The 19,748-nt window shown below is 73.1% G+C and carries 19 protein-coding genes; 4 read left to right on the forward strand and 15 right to left on the reverse strand.

All coding sequences use genetic code 11. The features are described 5' to 3' along the window. Window positions 1-3: 3 nt before the first annotated feature. The 11 genes from ACWEVP_RS00490 to ACWEVP_RS00540 form a co-directional block, all read right to left on the reverse strand. Window positions 4-933: an ABC transporter ATP-binding protein gene (locus tag ACWEVP_RS00490; protein WP_452060471.1), complete on the reverse strand. Its 930-nt coding sequence runs from the start codon at window positions 931-933 to the stop codon at window positions 4-6. Next, on the reverse strand, window positions 930-2,813 hold the full coding sequence (locus ACWEVP_RS00495; protein WP_452060472.1) for a dipeptide/oligopeptide/nickel ABC transporter permease/ATP-binding protein: 1,884 nt from the start codon (window positions 2,811-2,813) through the stop codon (window positions 930-932). The genes ACWEVP_RS00490 and ACWEVP_RS00495 overlap by 4 nt, the downstream gene beginning before the upstream one ends. A 1-nt stretch (window position 2,814) precedes the next feature. Continuing rightward, window positions 2,815-3,795 (reverse strand): ABC transporter permease, encoded by a 981-nt coding sequence (locus ACWEVP_RS00500; RefSeq protein WP_452060473.1) that lies wholly within the window; start codon window positions 3,793-3,795, stop codon window positions 2,815-2,817. Beyond that, window positions 3,792-5,378: an ABC transporter substrate-binding protein gene (locus ACWEVP_RS00505; protein ID WP_452060474.1), complete on the reverse strand. Its 1,587-nt coding sequence runs from the start codon at window positions 5,376-5,378 to the stop codon at window positions 3,792-3,794. Before ACWEVP_RS00505 ends, ACWEVP_RS00500 begins: the two co-directional genes overlap by 4 nt. Beyond that, window positions 5,375-6,265 (reverse strand): serine hydrolase, encoded by an 891-nt coding sequence (locus tag ACWEVP_RS00510; RefSeq protein ID WP_452060475.1) that lies wholly within the window; start codon window positions 6,263-6,265, stop codon window positions 5,375-5,377. The genes ACWEVP_RS00505 and ACWEVP_RS00510 overlap by 4 nt, the downstream gene beginning before the upstream one ends. Beyond that, the gene (locus ACWEVP_RS00515) at window positions 6,262-7,641 is read right to left on the reverse strand and encodes a serine hydrolase domain-containing protein (protein WP_452060476.1); all 1,380 of its coding nucleotides are present in this window, start codon (window positions 7,639-7,641) and stop codon (window positions 6,262-6,264) included. The genes ACWEVP_RS00510 and ACWEVP_RS00515 overlap by 4 nt, the downstream gene beginning before the upstream one ends. A gap of 108 nt (window positions 7,642-7,749) precedes the next feature. Then, complete coding sequence (locus ACWEVP_RS00520) at window positions 7,750-7,902, reverse strand: hypothetical protein (protein WP_452060477.1); 153 nt, start codon at window positions 7,900-7,902, stop codon at window positions 7,750-7,752. Further along, window positions 7,899-9,005 (reverse strand): o-succinylbenzoate synthase, encoded by a 1,107-nt coding sequence (menC, locus tag ACWEVP_RS00525; RefSeq protein WP_452060478.1) that lies wholly within the window; start codon window positions 9,003-9,005, stop codon window positions 7,899-7,901. The genes ACWEVP_RS00520 and menC overlap by 4 nt, the downstream gene beginning before the upstream one ends. Beyond that, window positions 9,002-9,886: a GNAT family N-acetyltransferase gene (locus ACWEVP_RS00530; RefSeq protein ID WP_452060479.1), complete on the reverse strand. Its 885-nt coding sequence runs from the start codon at window positions 9,884-9,886 to the stop codon at window positions 9,002-9,004. The genes menC and ACWEVP_RS00530 overlap by 4 nt, the downstream gene beginning before the upstream one ends. A gap of 32 nt (window positions 9,887-9,918) precedes the next feature. Further along, entirely contained in the window at window positions 9,919-11,040 is a 1,122-nt protein-coding gene (locus ACWEVP_RS00535) for a M20 family metallopeptidase (protein WP_452060480.1), read from the reverse strand. Beyond that, entirely contained in the window at window positions 11,037-12,509 is a 1,473-nt protein-coding gene (locus ACWEVP_RS00540) for an amidohydrolase family protein (RefSeq protein ID WP_452060481.1), read from the reverse strand. The genes ACWEVP_RS00535 and ACWEVP_RS00540 overlap by 4 nt, the downstream gene beginning before the upstream one ends. Before the next feature lie 208 nt (window positions 12,510-12,717). Between ACWEVP_RS00540 and ACWEVP_RS00545 the strand changes: the two genes are divergently transcribed. From ACWEVP_RS00545 to ACWEVP_RS00555, 3 genes are all read left to right on the forward strand, one after another. Further along, the gene (locus tag ACWEVP_RS00545; RefSeq protein ID WP_452060482.1) at window positions 12,718-13,134 is read left to right on the forward strand and encodes a DUF6010 family protein; all 417 of its coding nucleotides are present in this window, start codon (window positions 12,718-12,720) and stop codon (window positions 13,132-13,134) included. A 2-nt stretch (window positions 13,135-13,136) separates the two neighbouring features. Beyond that, window positions 13,137-13,337, forward strand: coding sequence for a hypothetical protein (locus ACWEVP_RS00550; RefSeq protein ID WP_452060483.1), 201 nt, complete (start codon window positions 13,137-13,139; stop codon window positions 13,335-13,337). A gap of 105 nt (window positions 13,338-13,442) precedes the next feature. After that, entirely contained in the window at window positions 13,443-14,753 is a 1,311-nt protein-coding gene (locus ACWEVP_RS00555; protein ID WP_452061302.1) for a jacalin-like lectin, read from the forward strand. On the opposite strand, the gene ACWEVP_RS00560 is transcribed toward ACWEVP_RS00555, so the two are convergent. Next, on the reverse strand, window positions 14,738-15,943 hold the full coding sequence (locus tag ACWEVP_RS00560) for an MFS transporter (RefSeq protein WP_452060484.1): 1,206 nt from the start codon (window positions 15,941-15,943) through the stop codon (window positions 14,738-14,740). The two genes, ACWEVP_RS00555 and ACWEVP_RS00560, sit on opposite strands and share 16 nt — an antisense overlap. 69 nt (window positions 15,944-16,012) lie before the next feature. Between ACWEVP_RS00560 and ACWEVP_RS00565 the strand changes: the two genes are divergently transcribed. After that, window positions 16,013-16,981, forward strand: a complete 969-nt coding sequence (locus ACWEVP_RS00565; RefSeq protein ID WP_452060485.1) for a DUF5937 family protein — start codon at window positions 16,013-16,015, stop codon at window positions 16,979-16,981. Here ACWEVP_RS00565 and ACWEVP_RS00570 read toward each other — a convergent pair. The 3 genes from ACWEVP_RS00570 to ACWEVP_RS00580 form a co-directional block, all read right to left on the reverse strand. Continuing rightward, the gene (locus ACWEVP_RS00570; protein ID WP_452060486.1) at window positions 16,978-18,204 is read right to left on the reverse strand and encodes a hypothetical protein; all 1,227 of its coding nucleotides are present in this window, start codon (window positions 18,202-18,204) and stop codon (window positions 16,978-16,980) included. The genes ACWEVP_RS00565 and ACWEVP_RS00570 overlap by 4 nt on opposite strands. Before the next feature lie 62 nt (window positions 18,205-18,266). Beyond that, entirely contained in the window at window positions 18,267-19,250 is a 984-nt protein-coding gene (locus ACWEVP_RS00575; protein ID WP_452060487.1) for an alcohol dehydrogenase catalytic domain-containing protein, read from the reverse strand. Window positions 19,251-19,298: 48 nt separating this feature from the next. Next, the gene (locus ACWEVP_RS00580; RefSeq protein WP_452060488.1) at window positions 19,299-19,721 is read right to left on the reverse strand and encodes a MarR family winged helix-turn-helix transcriptional regulator; all 423 of its coding nucleotides are present in this window, start codon (window positions 19,719-19,721) and stop codon (window positions 19,299-19,301) included. Window positions 19,722-19,748: the final 27 nt, after the last annotated feature.

Consider the following 19,748-nt stretch of genomic DNA (forward strand, 5'->3'; position numbering starts at 1 on the left):
GGTTCACGCGGCGAAGTGGCAGGCCGCGCGGTGCGGCCGGTGGGCGGCGTCGTCGGCCGGGTCGGCTTCGGCGCACAGCGTGCGCTCGGTGTGCACGAGCGGGCCGATCGGGCAGCGCGGGTGGTAGCGGCACCCGGACGGCGGGTGGTGCGGGTCGGCGGGTTCGGTGTCGGCGAGCGGGTCGTCGGTGTCGGCGAGCAGGTTGCGGTGCGTGGACGGCGCCGAGGCGAGCAGATCCCGGGTGTACGGGTGCTGGGGGTCGGTGAGCACCTGCTCGGCCGGCCCGGCCTCGACGATCCGCCCGAGGTACATGACGGCGACGACGTCGCTGACGTACCGCACCACGGCGAGGTTGTGGGAGATGAACAGCATCGACAGCGCCAGCCGCCGCTGGACGTCGCGGACCAGGTTGAGCACCGCGCCCTGCACCGAGACGTCGAGCGCAGAGGTGATCTCGTCGGCGATCAGCACCTTCGGCTGCCCCGCCAGCGCCCTGGCGAGCGCGACGCGCTGGCGTTGCCCGCCCGACAGCTGACCCGGCAGCATCGCGGCCCGGTCCGGGTCGAGGTGGACCAGTTCGAGCAGCCGGGCCACCTCGGCGCGGCGCGCCCCGCGGGCCGTGCCGCGGGGCATGGCCTCGGTGATCGACTCGCCGATCGCCATCCGCGGGTCCAGCGACGAGTACGGGTCCTGGAACACCATCTGCAGCGGGCGGCGCCGCGGCAGCCGCCGCACGTCGACGCCGTCGAGCAGCACCCGGCCCGCGCTCACCGGCGCGAGCCCGACGGCGGCCTTGGCGAGCGTGGACTTGCCCGACCCGGACTCGCCGACCAGGCCGACGACCTGTCCGGAAGGGACGGTCAGGGTCACGCCGTCGACGGCGGTCAGCCTGCCGTACCGGACGCTCACTCCTGCGAACTCGAGAGAACTCATGCCGCGCCTTCCTCGTGCGACTGTCCGGAAAGGACACCGACCTGCGGGTGCCAGCAGGCGACCCGGTGGTCCCCCGCGGCCGGTTCCAGCGCCGGGTCCTCGGTCCGGCACCGGTCCGAGGCCAGCGGGCACCGGGGGGCGAACGCGCAGCCCGCCGGCACCTGGTCCGGCTCCGGCGGGCGGCCGGGGATCACTTCCAGGGGCTCGTCGCGGTCGGTGTCGAGCTCCACCGTCGTGGCCAGCAGCGCCCGCGTGTACGGGTGCTGGGCCGGGCTCCCGGTCGGCAGGTCCTCGACCACGCGGCCGGCGTACATCACCAGCATCCGTTCGCACGTCTGGGAAACGACGGCGATGTCGTGGCTGATCAGCAGGATCGCCGCGCCTTCGGCTTCGCGGGTGCGGGCGAGCAGGCGCAGGACCTGGCGCTGGACGGTGACGTCGAGCGCGGTCGTCGGCTCGTCGGCGATGACGAGCTTCGGCTGCCCCATCAGGCCCATCCCGATCATCGCCCGCTGCCGCATGCCGCCGGAGAACTCGTGCGGGTACTGGCGGGCGCGCCGGGCCGCGGCCGGGACGCGCACCGCGGCCAGCCGGTCGACGGCGCGGGCGAACGCGGCCCGCCGCGACAGGCCGTGGTGCTGCTCGGACACCTCGGCGAGCTGCCGCCCCACCCGGCGGGCCGGGTTGAACGACGTCATCGGGTCCTGGAACACCATCGCGAGCGCCGTGCCGAGCTCCCGGTCGGGTGCCTTCTCCACGGGCTTGCCGTCGAACTCCAGCCGGTCCGCGGTGACCACCCCGGGTGCCTCGATCAGGCGCGACACCGCCAGCGCGGTCAGGCTCTTGCCCGAGCCGGACTCGCCGACGACGCCGACCGCCTCGCCCGGGCGGACGCTGAAGCTCACCCCGCGCACCGGCACGGTCCACCCGCCCGGGCCCGGGAACGCGACCCGGAGGTTTTCGACGACCAGCACCGCGTCGGCGGCGGGTTCGGCCGCCATCGCCGGGAGCCCGGCGGGCAGAGGTCCCGCGGCGCGGCGCGACGTGCGGGTCCGGACCCCGACCACGCCGGCGACCGTTTCGCCGACCAGGTTGAACGCGAGCCCGGCCAGGACCACGGCTCCGCAGGGCGCGAGCGCGGCCACCGGGTTGACGTAGATGCCGTCCAGGCCTTCACGCAGCAGCCGGCCCCAGTCGTAGTCCGGGGCCTGCACGCCGATCCCGAGGAACGACAGCCCGGCGAAGGCGAGCAACGCCGAGCCCGCGCCGATGGTCGCGTTCACGACCAGGGGTTCGGCGATGTTGGGCAGCACGTGCCGGGCCAGCAGCCGGATCCGGCCGACGCCGGAAACCCTGGCCGCGGCGACGAAGTCGCGGCCGCCGACGGACGCCGACAGCGTCTGCACCAGCCGCGCGAACGCCGGCGCCACCGCGAACGCGATGGCCAGCACCGCGCCCTGCGTGCCGACGCCGAAGATCACCGCGAAGAACAGCGCCAGCAGCAGGCCGGGGAACGCCACCGCGATGTTGACGACCGCGGTGAGCAAGCGGCCCGCCCAGCGCGGCAGCACCGAGGGCAGCGTCCCGAGGACGACCCCGACGCCGACGCCGATCGCGGTGGCCAGCACAGCGAGCCCGACCGAGAGCCGCGTCGCCACCAGGGTGCGGAAGAAGAGGTCGCGGCCGAGGGCGTCGGTGCCGAACCAGTGCGCCCCGGACGGTCCTTGCCCGATCGCGTCGGTGTCGATGGCCGCGGCGGCACCGCCCCACAGCAGCGGGGCCAGCACCGCCAGCACGACGACCCCCGCCAGCAGCACCGCCGAGCACGCGCCCACCGGCGTGCGCACCGCCGCCGCCCAGGCCGATCCGCGTCGCGCCATCTCACGCCTCCCGAATGGCCGAGCGCGGGTCCAGTACCCCGAGCACGACGTCGACCAGCAGGTTCACCAGCAGCACGCCGACGCCGTAGACGAGCACGATCCCCTGCACCAGCGGGTAGTCCTTCTGCAGGATCGACTGCACGATCGTCGAACCGAGGCCGGGCCAGGCGAACACGTTCTCCACGAGCACGGTGCCCGCCACCATCCCGGTCAGCATCAGCCCGCCGAGCGTGAGCGTCGCGGTCAGCGCGTTCGGCAGGGCGTGCCGGACGTACACCAGCCGCGCGGGCAGCCGTTTCGCCCGCGCCGTGCGGACGAAGTCGGCGCCCAGCACCGAAAGCAGCTCCACCCGGATCATCCGGGACAGCACCGCCGCCGGCCCGACGGCCAGCGCCGCCACGGGCAGGACGTAGGAGCTCACGTCGTCGCTGCCGGCCACCGGGAACCAGCCCAGGCCGACGGCGAGCAGCGCCACCAGCCCGACCGCGATCAGGAACTCCGGGATGGCGGCGAGGAACACGCTCACCGACGTGAAGCCCAGCTCCGCGCCCCGGCGGCGGCCGCCGCGCGTGAGCACCGCGAAGCAGACGCCGACCGGGACCGCGACGACGACCACGACGGCGAAGGCCAGCACGGCCAGCTGCAGGGTCGAGGGCAACCGGTCGCCGATCACCTGCGAGACCGGCTGCCCGCTGGCCATCGACGTGCCCAAGTCCCCGGACAGCAGGTTGCGCACGTAGTGCCCGTACTGCACCCACAGCGGGTCGTCGAGCCCGAGCTCGGCCCGCTTCGCCGCCACCAGCTCGGCGGGCGCGGTCATGCCGAGCGAGGCGCGCACCGGGTCGCCGGGGACCAGGTGGATCATCAGGAACGCCGCGGTGAGCAAAGCCCACACCGAGACGGCGAACCGGGCCAGCCGCCGCGCGGCGAACGCCGGCCACGGGGAGCCCCGCAGGCCGGCGGGCGCCGCCGCCGTGGTCATTTCGCGTACATCCGGATCGAGGTCGGCGTCAGGCTGCCCTGGCTGAGGGCGAACTTCGCGCCGCTGGCGTAGAACGGGACGACGGAGTCGAAGTACGGCACCGCGTCCACCCGCTTGATGAGCGCGGTCTCCGCCGCGTTCCAGTCCGCGCAGCTGGCGTCGCCGGGCTTCGCCGCCGCCTGCTGCACCGCCTGGTCGTACGCCGGGTTGGCGACGTGGGCGAAGTTCGTCCCGTCGGGCGCGGCCGGGCCGGAGACGAACGGCACCAGCTGGCTCGGCAGCGAGAAGCCGACCGGGCCGAGGGAGACCTCCCACTCGCCGGTGCCGAACAGGACCTGGCTGAGGCCGGGGCTGTCGACCGCCTTGAGCGTCACCTCGGCACCGAGGGACTTCCACTGCTGCTGGACCAGCTCCGCGGTCGGCGCCATCGTCGGGCCGAGCTGGGTGCCGTAGAGGACGGTGAGCGCCAGCTTCTTGCCGCCCTTGGCCCGCACGCCGTCCGCGCCCTTCTGCCAGCCCGCCGCGTCCAGAGCGGACGCCGCCGCGGCCGGGTCGTGGGCCGGCAGGTTGCCGGTGACGGTGTCGCCGGGGCACACCTCGGGCTCGTTCGTGATCATGCCTTTCGACGGCTTGCCGGCGCCGTTGGTCAGCACCTTGCCGAGCTGGGCCAGGTCGAGCGCCTGGGTCAGCGCCCGCCGGACGGCTTCGTCCTGCCCGGGCCGCCCGGCTGCCTGGTTGTAGAACAGCTCGCCCATCGGCGCGGTGAAGTCGGTGTGGAAGAGCTTGCGCCCCTCCAGCCGCTGCCGGTCCGGCCCGTTGATCTGGGCCGCGTTCAGCTCGCCGGACAGCAGCAGGTTCGTGGCGGTCGTGGTGTTCGGGACGACCCGCACGACGACCTTGTCCGGCAGGCCGGGTTCGGCCTTCCAGTCGCCGGGGCCCCAGACGTAGTCCTTGCGGCGGGTGAACGTGTAGTGGTCGTTGGGCACGGACTCGGTGACGGTGAACATCCCGGTGCCGGCCTCGCCCTTGGCGAGCAGCTTGCGGTCCGCGAGCCCCTTGGCGCAGGCGATCGGCACCCCGCCGACGTTGCGGGCCAGGAAGGCGTCCGGCTTCCCGCTGGTGACGTTGATCGTGCCGGCCGCGTCCGCGGTCGCCTTGGTGCCCGGGGCGATGTACAGCCCCGCGATGGGCGACTTGTTCGCCGGGTCGCCGATGAAGTTGATGTTGGCCGCGACGTCGGCGGCGGTCAGCGGGCTGCCGTCGGCGCACGTGAGGCCCTGGCGGAGCGTGAAGGACGCGGTCGTCGTCGACGCCTCCCACTTCGCGGCCAGCCCGGCGATCGGCTTGCCGGCGTCGTCGATGTTCAGCAGCGTGTCGTAGAGGAACCGGTCGACCTGGATGGCCACCGAGAGCACGGTCATGTGCGGGTCGAGGCTGCCGGGGTCGGAGCCGACGCCGAGGCTGAACGTCTTGCCGTCGACCGGCGTGCCGTCCGCGCTGCCGGCGCTGCCCGATCCCCCGCAGGCGGTCGCGGTGAGCGCGAGCACCCCGAGCACGACCCCCGCCGTCCGAATCCTGGTCATGGTGTTTCCTTCCGGAGGTGGTCCACGGCGAGGCGGGCGGCCTTGCCGATCGCGGCGTCGACGGCGGGCTGGCGCTCGGCGAGGGAGTCCGCGCGGGTGAAGACGGCGACGGCGAACCGGCGGCCGTCGGGGTAGGACAGGACGCCGGCTTCGTTGCGGACCGCCGGGAGCGTCCCGGTCTTGGCCGCGATCCGTACGTCGGAGCCGAAACCGGAGGAGATCCGGTGCGGCCAGATCTGCTGCGCCATGATCGTGCGCACCCGCTCGCATGCGGCTGGTTCGCCGGCGCGGTCGGTCCAGATCGCTTCGAGCAGCGTGGTGATTTCGCGGGGGGTCGACGCCGTGGTCCGCTCCGGATCGAGCACCGCGAGCTTCCACGTCTGCTCGGGGGTCGCCCCGGCGAACACGGCGTCGAGATCGGCGTCCCCGGCCGCGCCCAGGTCGGCCAGTACCGACGCGAAGAGGTCTTCGCAGCAGCCGATCAGCCGGGTGCGGTGCAGGCCCAGGTCGGCGAGGACGCGGTCGACGGCCTCCTGGCCGACCCGGTGGAAGATGACGTCGGTCGCCGCGTTGTCGCTCATGGTCAGCATGAACAGCGCGAGGTCGCGCCACGTCATTTCGACGTCGTCCGCGCAGCCCGCGGTGCCGATCCCGCCGATGCGGTACCGCTTCCCGACGCGGGTCCGCTCGGTCTCGTCGAGCCGGCCCGCGACGACCTCGCGGGCGTAGGCGACGGCGACCGGGATCTTGAACACCGACGCGAGCACCACCGGGTCGTCCGCGCCGACGGCCACTTCGCCCCCGCCGCCGATCTCCCGCGCGTGCAGGAAACCCCGCGCGCCGGCCGCCAGGAAGGCGTCCGAGATCCGTTGTTCGACTTCGCTCACGCGCTCACCCGCCGGTCGGCGCGGCCGGTGTGCAGGTAGAGCGCGCGGCCGGTGCCGTCGTCGCCGACGAACGCGTGCGGCAGGTACATCCCCTGCATCGGCTCGCGCAGGATCAGCGTGTCGCCGTTCATCGCGACCAGCTCGGTCTTCTCCGGCTTGGCCAGCTCGGCGAAGATCCCCTTCGGGACGCGCTCGACCCAGATGCGGCCGTCTTCGTCCTGGCTGACCGTGATGTCCGCGACGGACGAGGAGTACTCGCCGACGTACCGGGTGGCGTCGATCCGCGGCGCGGCCGGGTCGGGCACCGGCGGCACCTTGAGTTCGATGCCGGTCAGCTCCTTGAGGAGGTGGCCGACGACCTCGGTGTAGACGGCGAGCGGGTTGCCGCCGTTGGTCAGCAGCGCCACGGCGACGTCGTGCCCGGGCACGAGCCGCAGAAAGGCCGACTGGCCGATCGTGCCGCCGTCGTGGCCGACGACCTCGCCGCCTTCGGACAGCGACCAGCCGAGGCCCCACGCCTCCCCCATCAGGCCGAGGTCGGGCAGCTCCACGACGCGTTCCCGCATGGCGCGGGCGCTTTCCGCGCCGAGCACGCGGGTGCCGTCCGGGCCTTCGCCGTCGCGCAGGTGCATGCCGGCGAACGTCACCAGGTCGCGCGGGCGCATGGCGAGCATCGAGCCGGCCGGGGCGTTGGACGCGGCCAGCGCCCAGACGCCGGCGGGCTGCGGGTCGGCGCCCGGCTCGGGCGTGAGGTGGCCGAGCGCGGCGCGGAAGCGGATCGCCTCGTACGGGCTGGCCGCGGCGTGCGTCAGTCCCAAGGGGACGAACAGGTGGTCGGCCAGGCAGTCGTTGTAGGACTTGCCGCGCAGCACCTCCACGACCCGGCCGAGCACGCAGAAGGCGGCGTTGTTGTAGGAGAACATCTCGCCGGGCGCGAACAGCTGCGGGACGTCGCCGAGGGTGGCGACGTACTTCTCGACGCAGTCGTCGCCGCGCCCGGTGTCGGTGAAAATGTCGCCCTCGAAGCCGGCGGTGTGGCACATCAGCTGCCTGACAGTGATCCGCGTGGCGGCGTCTTCGTCGGCGATCGTGAACTCGGGCAGGTACTTCCGCACCGGCTGGTCCAGGTCGAGCAGGCCCTCGTCGGCGAGCTGCAGGGCCAGCGTGGTCGTCCAGATCTTGGTGATCGACCCGATCTGGAACAGCGAGTCGGTGTCGGCCTCGACACCGGTGCCCTTGTTGAGCACCCCGGCCGCGTGGTCGATGATCTCCCCGCCGGCGTACACGGCCACGGCCGCGCCGGGCACGTCGTGCTCGGCCAGGACGGCGGGGAGCCGGCTTTCGAGCCAGGCGGCGAGTTCGGTGAGTTTCGACATGGTTGCCTCTCTGGGAACCGGCGTTGCGGGGATGCTATGACGGGGACCGGGGCGGGCGATTCGTCGAAACCGACGAGACCCGGCGGAACTTTCATCGCGGGGGACGAATCACCGCGGGTCGCGCGGCCGGAACCGCCGGGACGGCGCGGCCCGGACCGCCGCGTACGCCACCGCGACCCGGACCCGCGCCTTCGACGTGGCGACCGCCGCCTTGAGGGCGTACTCCCGGGCCCGCGCGGCCACCGCGTCTACTGTGGTCATGACGTCAGCCAGGACTTGGCGGTGGTGACCTCGGCCAGCCGTTCCGGGATCGGCGTGACGCCGAGGCCGGGCCCGGACGGCACCGGCAGCCGGCCGCCTTCGAGCACGAACGGCTCGGTGATGTCGCTGGTGTAGAACCGGTCCGACGCCGAGGTGTCGCCGGGCAGGGTGAACCCGGGCAGCGACGCCAAGGCGACGTTGGCCGCCCGGCCGAGGCCGGTCTCGATCATCCCGCCGCACCACACCGGCACACCGTGCGCGGCGCAGACGTCGTGCACCCGCCGCGCCTCCAGGTACCCGCCGACGCGGCTGGGCTTGATGTTGACGATCCGGCAGGCGCCGAGCGTGATCGCGTCGGCGGCCGAGCGCGCGGAGACGACGGACTCGTCCAGGCAGATCGGCGTCCGGATGTGCTTCGCCAGCTCGGCGTGGCCGAGGACGTCCTCCTCTTCGAGGGGCTGCTCGATCAGCAGCAGCTCGAAGGGGTCGAGCCGCTGCAGCTGCGGCACGTCCGAGAGCGTGTAGGCGGTGTTCGCGTCGACCTGGAGCAGGATGTCGTCGCCGAAGCGCTCGCGGACCGCGCGCACCGGCTCGACGTCCCAGCCCGGCTCGATCTTCAGCTTGATCCGCACGTACCCGGCGTCGAGGTAGCCGCCGACGACGTCCAGCAGGCGCGGGATCGTGTCCATGATGCCGACCGACACCCCGCACGGCACCGAGTCCTTCGTGGACCCCAGCGCCGTCGCGAAGGACATCCCGTGCGCGCGGAGTTCGGCGTCGAGCACCGCCATCTCCAGCGCGGCCTTGGCCATCCGGTGGCCCTTGAACTTCGCCAGCAGCGGCGCGACCTTGTTCGCGGTGAGGTCGTCCGCGGCGAGCAGCGCGGGGACGAGGAAGGTCCGCAGGACGTGCTCGACGCCGTCGACGTACTCCGACGAGTAGAGCGGGTCGACCATCGCGCCGCACTCGCCCCAGCCCTCGCCTTCGGACGTCACCGCGCGCAGGAGCAGGAGTTCGCGTTCGGCCTGCGTGCCGAACGACGTCCGGAACGGTGCTACGAGGGGCATCCGGACGCGCAGCAGTTCCACTCCGGTGAGTTTCACGACGAATGCTCCTTCGCGACGACGTACCAGCCGGCCCGATCGAATCCGATGACCGAGGCGCCGCCGGCGAGCAGGCCGCCGAGCACCTCCCGCAGCGCCACCCGCCACGCCCCGGCCCGCCGGGGGTCGGTGCGCCGGAGCGCCTCGATGTCCGGCGGCACGGCGACGAGCACGACCGGCGCGTCGGCCGGTCCGGTGACCGGGCCGCCGCCGGCGTCCGCCGTCAGCGCGACCGCGGCACCCTGGGCCCTCAGCGCCGCCGCGTCGAAGGGGGCGGGCGAGCCGTCGGCGGCCGAACGCACGGCCGGGCTCGCCAGATGCCACACGGCCATGATCCGGTCGGTGTCGCCGGCTCCGTTGATGCCGTCGTTCATCGGGCCGTAGAAGTCGGGCAGGTACTGCTCGGGGAGAGCGGCGAGCTTGGTCAGGTTGAAGTGGGCGTTGCGGCGCACCAGCGGGTCGAACGTCCACGAGATCACCGGGACGTCCTGGCGCAGCGCCCACGCGCGCTGGTGCAGCTTGAGCGCGAAGCCGATGCCGCGGCCGTGCCCGGCGGTGGCGACGCCGGCGATGTGACTGTGCAGTCCCCCCTTCGCGGGTCCGCCGAAGAACCCGAAGCAGGCGCCGAGCAGTTCGGGGCCGTCGAAGGCGCCGGCGACGTAGTTGCCCGCCGAGACCATGGCCCGCAGCAGCTCGGACGTCACGGGCTGGTTGCCCGGCGCCGGGCGCCAGATCGACTCGAAGAGCCGGGTCACGGCGGTCAGGTCGGCGACCTCGGCCAGGGTCCGGACTTCGACCCCCGAGGCCGTGGCGGCGGCGGCCGCCGTGGCGGCCGCCTCGTCCCGCAGCGGCGGGGCTGTGTTCGTCACGACTTCTGTCACGTCTCCGATCCTCGCCGGAGACCGGCGGCCGGTCACCGTTGTCCCGCACCGGTTTCGCCCCGCGCGTTCGTCGGCGCGGACGAACTCCGTTGCGCCAGCACGGTTTCGGTGAGCGCGGCGAGCAGCGCGGTCCGGCGGGGCAGCTCGGCGACGACGACGTGCTCGTCGTCGGCGTGGGCACCGCCGCCGACCGCGCCGAGGCCGTCGAGCGTCGGAATGCCCAGCCCCGCGGTGAAATTGCCGTCGGAAGCGCCGCCGACCGCGGCTTCGGTGAGCGTCCCGGCCGCGAGTTCGTTCGCGAGCACGAACAGCTCCGCCGACGCACCCGCGTCCAGCGGCGCGCGGTTGATCCCGCCGTCGATGCGGATCCGCGCGTCTTCGTGCACCGGGGCAAGGCTTCTGATGGCGCGGTCGACGCGATCTTGCTCGGCCGTGTCCCACACCCGCACGTCGACGGCGACGCTCGCCCTGGCGGGCACGGTGTTCGTCGTCGTCCCGGCGGTGAGCGCGGTCGGGACGACCGTGGTGCCCTTCGCCGGGTCGGCGAGCGCGGCGATCGCGAGGATCTGGTGGGCGATCTCGATCCCCGCGTTGACGCCCTTCTCCGGCTCGAGCCCGGCGTGCGCGGCCCGGCCGTCGACCTCGACGCGGTACAGGGAAACACCTTTGCGGCGGGTCTTCAGCGCGCCGCCGTCGGCCGAGGCTTCGAGCACGAAGACCGCGTCGCAGCTCTTGGCTTCTTCCTCGATGAGCGGGCGCGACGACGGCGAGCCGATTTCCTCGTCACCGGTGACGAGGATGGAGAGCCCGTCGCGATCGGGCAGCGCGGCGGCGGCGTGCAGCGCCATCACGACGCCGGCCTTCATGTCGAAGCAGCCGGGTCCGCGCAGGATCCCGTCGCGGACCTCGAAGGGGTGCGTGCGCAGGGATCCCAGCGGCCACACGGTGTCGTGGTGGCCGAGCAGCAGTACCCGCGGCTCGCCGTCGCCGAACCGCCAGCGCAGGTGCGTGCAGCCGTCGGTGACGATGAACTCGGGTTCGGCGCCGAGCAGGCGACGGCCGATCGCGGCGACGGCATCGGCACTGCGGGCGACTGCCTCGTGGTCCTCGGAAGGTGACTCGCAGCGGACGAGCGTCTCGATGTCGCCGATCACCGCGGCTCACCCCGCAGGGGCTCACCAGGCAGCGCGCCGGTGTCGAGAATTCCCCCGCTGACCACGGGAACCCCGGCGACGTAGAGGTGCCGCACGCCCACCGACGGCCGGGTCGGGTCGGTGTAGGTGGCGGTGTCGGTGATCGCGGCGGGGTCGAGGACGACGAGGTCGGCGTCGGCACCGGCCCCGAGGTGGCCCTTGCGGCGCGCGGCGGGCGCGACGTCGTCGAGGAGCCGCGAAGGCAGGTACGAGCAGCGGCGGAACGCTTCGAGCCAGCTCCACGCCCCGGTTTCGCGGACCATCAGGCGCAGGGTCTTCGCGAAGGTGCCCGCGGTCCGCGGGTGCGTCGTGCCGCCCGGGGGCAGCGGCCACTCGGTGCTCTCGGTGCGGCCGTCCTTCCAGTACACGGGCATCGCGTCACTGGCGACGACGGCGTCGGGGAAGGCCAGGGCCTGGTGCAGCAGCCCGCGTTCGCGGGGGTCGGCCTCGTCGAGGAACTCGAGCAGGCAGGGCGCGCCCGGGTCGTCTTTCCGGAGCTGCCGCAGGCGGGCTTCGTCGCGCACCCGCTCCCCCGTCTCGAGGATGACGACGCTGGAGGGCTTCAACCCCTTGAGCCGCAAGCGGTCCGGCTCGATGAAGGCGGCACCGACGGCCGTGCTGCCCGCGCCGTAGGGGTAGGCCTCGACGGTGACGCGCGACCCTTCGCTCCGGGCGGTTTCGAGCGTGGCGAGCACGCGGTCGATGTGGTGGCCGGAGGTGCTGTTGACGTGGCAGTGGTGCATCGCGGCCCCGGTCTCCCCCGCGGCGGCGACGATCTCGACGGAGCCGTCGACGGGGATCGCCGGGTCGACCTCGACGAGCTCGCGGACGTGGGTGTAGGTCGGCACACCGGCCTTCGCGGCGAGGTGCGCGACGGCCAGGAACTCACCGGGCTCGGTGGCGGGCGCGTACCCCATCAGGATGCCGATGCCGAGGGCCCCGCGCGCCAGTTCGCCTTCGAGCAGGGCGAGCCACGCGGTCAGTTCCTTTGTGGACGAACTCCGTTGCCACCGCGGGTTCCCCAGGACGGCGAGGCCGCTGTCGATGCTCGCGTCGGGCGCGATGTTCGCGAGCACCTGCGCCCGGGCGGCACCCCAGGAGGCCGAGAAGCCGTAGTGCAGCGGCCGCCCGGCTTCCGCGGCTTCGGCGTAGGCCCGGTCGATGGGCATGAGCCCGGCTTCGAGGTCGAGGGCGGTGGTGACGCCGTCCATCGCCTGCAGCCGCTGCCCGGCGACGGAGTGCACGTGGCTGTGCAGATCGACGAACCCGGGCCCGACGACCAGGCCGCTGACGTCGACTCCGGTGGCATCCGGGGCCTCGAGGTCCGGACCGACGGCTTCGACCCGGGCACCGTTCAGCAGGACGTCGGCGGCGCCGTCGAACCCGCTCCCGGGGTCCACGACCCGGCCACCCCGCAAAAGTGTTCGCATCGGGCCGACGTTAGGTGGCTTTCGGGCGGGGCCGTTCGTCCGCTGCGACGAATCGGGACGGCGGGGTTCAGCCGCGGGGACGAACGCGCCCCAAGGTGACCTTGGTCGCGTCCGGCGCACCGAAGGCCGCCGCGCTGGCGAGAAATCGGCGGAGCCTGGCAGAACAGCCACTGGCCCGGCGGGTGGCGCGTTCCTAACGTGGTCGATCATGATCGCAGTGCTCGCGCCGGTCCTGATCGGCCTCCTCTACGTCGCGCTCAGCTCCCTCATCGCCGAGCCGCACCGCCGGAAGTTCAACGCCGTCATGGTCGGCGGCGCCGGCGCGGCCTACCTCTCCGGCGGCGCGCTCGGGCCGTGGGAGCTGCTGTTCTGCGCGGTCATGACCTACGTCGCCTTCCGCGGGCTCGACTCGTGGACGTTCATCGGCATCGGCTGGCTCCTGCACACCGGCTGGGACGTCGTGCACCACCTCAAGGGGCAGCCGATCCTGCCGTTCGCGCACGACTCGTCGTTCGGCTGCGCCTTCTGCGACCCGGTGATCGCGATCTGGTGCTTCACCGGCGGCCGCTCGGTGTGGCCCCGGTCCCGGCGGGTTGGCGAGCCGGAGCCGCGGGTACTCGGCTGAGCATGAGCACCGACGTCGAACGCGCCGCGCACGCCTTCTGCCCGCGGTGCCACCCGGACCCGCGACCGGGCGAAGTGCTCACCGCCCTGTGCGGCGCCCGGCACCCCTTTCACGGGCGCCGCGACCGGCCGGTGAACCAGTGCCCGGCGTGTGTCCGGCTGGCGTCGGCGCCGGTCTACGCGTGCGGTCACCCCGGGGGCTGAAGGGCGGTTGTGTGAGCGCGAACAACCAGCTAACGTGAGAATCCTTCACGTACCTGCCGGCTGTTCCCGCTTCCCCGCCACGGAAGGAACACCGCCTTGCGCAGAGTGTTCACCGCCTTCGCGACGGCCCTGCTGGCCGCCTCCGGGCTGGCCGCCACCTCCCTCCCCGCCGCCGCGGGCGGCACCTTCAGCGTGCTGACCTACAACGTCGCCGGGCTGCCCGAAGGCATCTCCAGCGCGCCCACCCCGCGCGCGCCGAGCACGACCGCGATCGGGCAGCGCCTCGGCCCGTACGACGTGGTGCACGTCCAGGAGGACTTCAACTACCACGCCAACCTCTACGCGGCCGACACCCACCCGTACCGGACGCCGACGAGTGGCGGAGCCGGGTTCGGGAGCGGGCTGAACAGCCTGTCGTCCGTGCCGTTCGACGAGCTGGAGCGCGTCCGCTGGGACTCGTGCCAGTTCGACTCCGGCGACTGCCTGACGCCCAAGGGGTTCACGTTCACCCGGCTGCGGCTCGCCGAGGGCGTCTACGTCGACGCGTACAACGTCCACACGAACGCGGGGACGAACGAGGGCGACCTCGCGTCGCGCGCGGCGAACCTGCGCCAGCTCACGGCGTACATCGCCACGCATTCGGCGGGCAACGCGGTCGTCGTCATGGGCGACACCAACACGCGCTACACGCGGGCCGCCGACACGATCCGGGCGTTCGCCGCCGACAACGGCCTGACCGACGCGTGGGTCCGGCTCGAACGCGGCGGCGTCCCGCCCGCGGCGGGCAGCGATCCCCTGGTGTGCGACGAAACCGCGGTCACCAACGCCTGCGAGATCGTCGACAAGGTGCTCTACCGCGGCAGCAAGCAGATCTCCCTGGACGCGACGTACTACAACAACGAGCACAACGCGTTCCTCGACGCGTCGGGGGCGATGCTGTCGGACCACGATCCGGTGACCGTGCGGTTCGGCTGGACGGCCGATCCCGCGTTCCGGCTGAGCGACCACTTCGGCGGCCCGCACGGAACGCCGTTCACCGACCTCGACCGCGTTCCGCCCGCCGCCCGCGCCACGACGCTGACCTTGAGCGCGGGCAGCCGCGTCGACCGGATCGGCTTGACGCTCGCCGGCGGTACGACGGTCGGCCACGGCGGAACCGGCGGCACGGCGCGGAGTTACCAGCTGGCCGACGGCGAGTACGCCGTCTCGGCCGAGTTGTGCCGCGGCAGCTACAACGGGCACACGCGGATCTTTTCCGCCCGCATCACGACGAACCGGGGCGGCGTCCTGGCCGGCGGCACCACGACGTCGGACTGCACCACGGCGACGGCTCCGGACGGGTGGCAGATCGCGGGCTTCCACGGCCGCGCGGGTGACGAGGTCGACCAGCTGGGCCTGATCTACACGCGCCGCTGACCGCCGTAGGTCCACAACGGACTGCGCAGCGACCGGACCAGCACGGGAAGCACCGTCAGCAAAGCGATCCCGCGCGCGGCGGCCGCCACGAGGTACGGCGCCCGCGGACCGAGCCCGTGGGCGACCAGCCCACCGGCCAGGCTGCCCACCGGGATCAGGCCCCAGCCGAGCAGGCGGTACGCGCTCGTGACCCGGCCCAGCAGCTCGGGCGGCACGAGCTGCTGGCGAAGGCCGACGGTGACGATGTTCCACAGGGTCGTCACGAAACCCGTCACGGCGAGGAAACCGCCGAGCACGACGGGACCGCGGCTCAGGCCGACGCCCGCGAACGCGCCGACGTTGGCCGCCAGTGCGGTGAGCAGCGCCGCCCGGGCCCCGATCCGGGCCACGACCCGAGCGTTGACCAGGCCGCCGAGCACGCTGCCGAGCGCCGCCCCGGCGAGCAGCAGGCCGTAGCCGCGAGCGTCGAGGTGCACGACCTCGGTGGCGAGCAAAACCAGTGTCGCGAAGGCGAGCTGGCCGCAGAAGGTGTTGACGCCCACCAGGATCGCCAGCGTGCGCAGCAGCCGGTGCCGCCAGAGCCACGACAGACCTTCGCGGACCGCGGAACGCGTCCGCACGACGTGGGTTCGGCGGGGCAGCGTCGCGACCAGCACCGCGGAAAGCGCGAACGAAACGGCGTCGAGCGCGAACGGCAACGCCGCCGCGACGCCGAACAGCAGGCTGCCCAGCGGCGGCCCGGCGAACTGTTCGGCGACCGTGGTGACCGCTTGCTGACGGCCGTTGGCGCGCGGCAGTAGCGCCGGCGTGACCAGGTCCGGCAGGATCGCCTGGGCCGCCATGGTGAAGACGACCTCCCCCGCGCCGAGCCCGAACGCCGTGACGACGAGAAGCCCGACCCCGGCCGCGCCGCGGGCGGCCAGGACCGCGGTCACCGCGACGAGCGCGGCCTGCACCGCCTGCGCGCGCCACATCAGGGCGGCGCGGTCGTGGCGGTCGGCCAGCGCCCCGGCGGGCAGGGACAGCAGCAGCCACGGCAGGTAGGCCGCCGCCGAGACGAGCGAGACGAGCCTCGGGTCCTGGGTCACCGTGACGGTCAGCAGCGGCACCGCCGCGGTGAACGCCCCGGTGCCGAGGTTGTCGATGCCGGTGGCCCACCAGAGCCGCCCGAACGCCTTCGGCAAGGTCATGGCCGGAAATCCTGCCGACGCCCGCTCGGACCGGGACAGGATTTAGCGCGGTGCTACATACTCGGGCGCATGGCCCTGACGATCGAACTCGGCGTCGCAGAGCTGGCGGCGACCCGCGTCGCGATCTCCCCGCTCTCCGAGACGGTCGCGTGCCTTCGGCAGCTGGGCGGGTACGAGCGGCAGGCGACCGTGCTGCCGTGGCTGCGCTGGGCGGAAGAAGAGCTCGCCCGCATACCACTGGACCTGCCCTGGACGTGGCCGCTGATCGTCAACGGCCGGCCGAGCTGGCCGGAGTTCCTGGTTCCCGCTCCGCGCGGAGCCGGTCCGTCCATAGTGGACGATCTGGCGGCGCTCCGGCGGACGACCGCCCGTCAGGTCCGCGCCAGCCTCGGCCGCGTGTTCGGCACGGACCTGCGGGGAACCGTCCGCGACCTGGCCGAGCGGCCGGCGGCCGGGTTGACGGCGATCGCCGCGGAGCTGCGCGAGGCGCACGACCGGCTGGTCGCCCCGCACTGGCCGCGGATCCGGGCCGTCCTCGACGCCGACGTCGCCCACCGCGCCCGAGCGCTCGCCACCGGCGGCGCCGCGAAGCTGTTCGACGGCCTGCACCCCGACCTGCGCTGGCGCGACGGCGGGCTGCTGCTGACCGGCGACCGCCCGGTGCACCGCGGTCCCGGCGGGCTCGTCCTCATCCCCGTCGTGCTCGGCTCGCCGTACGTCCTGGTCAAGCGGCACACGTCCACCCAGACGACGGTCCGCTACCCGGCCCGCGGCCGCGGCGCCCTCTGGACGGCGGGGACGCGGCCGCCGCCGGACGGCACCGTCCGGCTGCTCGGCCGGGCGCGGGCCGGGCTCCTCGAAGCCCTGCGCTCCCCCGCCACGACGACCGAGCTGGCCCGGGCGCTCGGCGTGACGCCCAGCGCCGTGTCGCAGCACCTGGCCGTGCTGCGCGAGAACGGCCTGGTCGAACGGGAACGCTCCGGGCGCCGGGTGCTGTACCTGACCACGGCGCTCGGAGCGTCCCTGCTCGGCGGCTAGCCCAGCGAGGTCAGCGGCACCGCGAACACCGCGCGGCCGCAGACCTGGTTCTGCGCCGTGCAGTCCGCGGTCGACCACTCCGACTGCGACCACACCAGCCCGGTCGACCAGTCGTAGGTCAGCGCCTCCGGGTGGATCGCCCAGCAGGCCGCCGTGGAGCCGCAGGTCGCGGATGTGCTCGCCGCCGTCGTCTGGGCCCAGAGCTGGCCGTTGATCGTCGCCGAGCTGTGGGCCACGTACCACTTCCCGTTGTTGGACAGCACGCCCTGCATGTTGCCCACGTAGCTGCGGAACGCCTCGGACGCCGTGCCGGTCAGCAGGTAGTCCTCGCCCATCGGGAAGCGGTACAGGCGGCCGTGGAGGCTCTGGTCGGAGAAGTACTCCGTCGTCACGATCGACGCGGGGCTCGTGCTGCGGTCCAGCGACAGCGACGAGAAGCACGGCACCCCGGTGTCGGAGGACATGCTGCACGTGCCGCCGGCGTAGGTGTAGTAGCCGATCTGCATCATCGCGTACTTGTAGGTCCAGGCCGCGTACCCGGACGAGGTCTTGCCGATCGCGTTCGACGTCGTGTCGGTCATCTGCAGGATGTGCTTGGTGCTGAACACCCGGATGGCGGTCGAGGTGTTCCCGACGGCGGTCACGTAGATCTTGTCGCCGTACCAGGCCATCCCGCCCATGTGGGCCTGCGCGCCGGAGAAGCTGCTGCCGGTGCTGTTCGGCACGGCCAGGTACATCATCCGGTGCGCGGCCGAGGCGGGGTCGTTGTAGTTGATCGCCTGGATCCGGGCGTCGTTGTAGCGGCCGAGCGCGTCGGTGCCGTGCCAGCCGGACAGGATGATCTTGTCCGCGCCCCACATGCCGTCGTTGTCGGCGTCGCCGGAGGTCGTGATGCCCTGCGGGACCCAGGTGGTGCTGCCCGCGCGTTCGGAGTCCCAGCACAGGGACTTGGCGGCCGCCGGCGCCTTGGGCAGCGCGGCCTTTTCGGCGCTGGTACAGCCGGTCATCGGGTAGCTGGGGTCGTTGACGACGGTGTTGAGGCTGACGTTCGGCAGCGCGTTGTCCAGCGCGGTCAGCGCCGCGGCGGGTGTCGCGTGCCAGACCAGGTTCTGCTTGGTCGTCGTGGTGAGGGGGTCGCTGTAGGCGGCGCTCGCCGTCCCGGGCAGCGCCAGCGCGCCGGCCGCCACGGCCAGCGCGAGGAGGAGGACTTCACGGATTCGCATGGGCGACAGTGCGCCACACGCGAATCCAAAATTCGTACAACGCTCGTACTAGCGGGTGGTGGTCAGGGAACCAGCACCACTTTTCCGTCGACCTCGCGGTTCTCCAGACGGCGGTGGGCTTCCGCGGCCTGCTCCAGTGGCAGGGTGACGACCTCGGGCTCGATGGCGCCGGCTGCCAGGTGCCCGACCAGTGCCGCGATGTCGGCCCGGAACCCGGCCGGATCCTTGTCCACCGCGCGTGCCACGGTGTGCACCGCGACCCGGGGACCCGGCGTGAGCTTGGCCCGCAGGAGGGCGCCGACGGTGCGCGTCATGGCGCCGGCCTTCGAGTAGCCGGCTCCGGCGGCGAAGCTGAATCCGTACGACACGACCACACCCGACGGTTTCGTGACACGCCGGGAACGCGCCAGCGAAGGGCCGCCCACCGGGTCGAACGCGGCCGCGACCGGCACGGGCACCGCGGCCTGGTCCGCGACCCAGGTGGCGCCGCCCGCCTGAACCCGGCCGCGCCTGCCCGGGCTGGAGGTGCCGTAGACCTCGACCCCCGCCGACCTGGCGATCTGGGACAACGCCGACCCGACTCCTCCGGCGGCGCCGAGCACCAGCACGGCCTCGCCGGGCACCGGCCCGGCCATCCGGTGGAACATCTGCCAGGCCGTGAGGTAGTTGAGCATCAGCGCGTCGAGGTGTTCGGCGGGAGGTCCCTCGGGCAGTGGGGCGGTCCGCGACGCCGGCGCCAGCACGTGCGTCGCGTACCCGCCGGCGCCGATCAGGGCACCGACGCGCTGGCCGACGGTGAATTCCGCGACGCCCGCGCCGACCCGTGCGACGTGCCCGACGACATCGAACCCCGGGACCTCCGGGAGGGTGCCGGGAGTGAGACCGCGGCGGGTCGAGATGTCGTGGAACGCCACTCCCGCGGCCTCCGTGGTGATCAGGACCTGTCCGGGGCCTGGTTCCGGCACCGGCATGGCCTCCACCCGGAGCACCTCAGGACCTCCCGTGGAGGTCAGCCGTACCCGTCTCGCGCCCGCCGAAGTGGTCATGCCCCCAAGATACATGAGAATTTCAAGGAACTGCTCAACTGGTTTCGGCTACCGGTCGGCGAGTGCCTTGGCCAGCAGGGACTGCAGGAGCACCTGTTCCTCTTCGCCGAGGTGAGCGAAGGGAGAGTGCCTGGCGACGACGGCGAGGAGCCGCTCGCGCACCTTCCGGCCTTCGGCGGTCGGCACCAGCGTCCGGACGCGCCCGTCCCGGGGATGCGGGCGCCGCTCGGCGAGCCCGCGTTCCTCCAGCTGCGCGCTGAGCAGACTGATGTTGGAGGGGTCGCACCGCATGAGGGCGGCCAGCTTGCGCAGCGGCTGCGGCTCGGCATCCGGGTCGAGGATCCACAGCAGGTTCGCCGTCGGCCCGGTGAGCTCCAGCCGCTCCAGGCCGTCGTGCATCCGGCCGGCAACCTCTCCGGCCAGGGCCGTCACCTGGTACAGCAACGAAGCCGCGAGCTCATCGACCGCCATGCACCGAGCTTAGCTTGAGGTACTCCT

Source organism: Amycolatopsis sp. NPDC003865 (genome assembly GCF_053605345.1).

Bases quoted from the DNA above. Each gene is read 5' to 3' on its own strand.
- ACWEVP_RS00505 (WP_452060474.1), bottom strand. From the start codon at position 5,378: ATGACCAGGATTCGGACGGCGGGGGTCGTGCTCGGGGTGCTCGCGCTC.
- ACWEVP_RS00515 (WP_452060476.1), bottom strand. From the start codon at position 7,641: ATGTCGAAACTCACCGAACTCGCCGCCTGGCTCGAAAGCCGGCTCCCC.
- ACWEVP_RS00545 (WP_452060482.1), top strand. From the start codon at position 12,718: ATGATCGCAGTGCTCGCGCCGGTCCTGATCGGCCTCCTCTACGTCGCG.
- ACWEVP_RS00565 (WP_452060485.1), top strand. From the start codon at position 16,013: ATGGCCCTGACGATCGAACTCGGCGTCGCAGAGCTGGCGGCGACCCGC.
- ACWEVP_RS00495 (WP_452060472.1), bottom strand. From the start codon at position 2,813: ATGGCGCGACGCGGATCGGCCTGGGCGGCGGCGGTGCGCACGCCGGTG.
- ACWEVP_RS00580 (WP_452060488.1), bottom strand. From the start codon at position 19,721: ATGGCGGTCGATGAGCTCGCGGCTTCGTTGCTGTACCAGGTGACGGCC.
- ACWEVP_RS00570 (WP_452060486.1), bottom strand. From the start codon at position 18,204: ATGCGAATCCGTGAAGTCCTCCTCCTCGCGCTGGCCGTGGCGGCCGGC.
- ACWEVP_RS00520 (WP_452060477.1), bottom strand. From the start codon at position 7,902: ATGACCACAGTAGACGCGGTGGCCGCGCGGGCCCGGGAGTACGCCCTC.
- ACWEVP_RS00490 (WP_452060471.1), bottom strand. From the start codon at position 933: ATGAGTTCTCTCGAGTTCGCAGGAGTGAGCGTCCGGTACGGCAGGCTG.
- ACWEVP_RS00575 (WP_452060487.1), bottom strand. From the start codon at position 19,250: ATGACCACTTCGGCGGGCGCGAGACGGGTACGGCTGACCTCCACGGGA.
- ACWEVP_RS00500 (WP_452060473.1), bottom strand. From the start codon at position 3,795: ATGACCACGGCGGCGGCGCCCGCCGGCCTGCGGGGCTCCCCGTGGCCG.
- ACWEVP_RS00550 (WP_452060483.1), top strand. From the start codon at position 13,137: ATGAGCACCGACGTCGAACGCGCCGCGCACGCCTTCTGCCCGCGGTGC.
- ACWEVP_RS00560 (WP_452060484.1), bottom strand. From the start codon at position 15,943: ATGACCTTGCCGAAGGCGTTCGGGCGGCTCTGGTGGGCCACCGGCATC.
- ACWEVP_RS00540 (WP_452060481.1), bottom strand. From the start codon at position 12,509: ATGCGAACACTTTTGCGGGGTGGCCGGGTCGTGGACCCCGGGAGCGGG.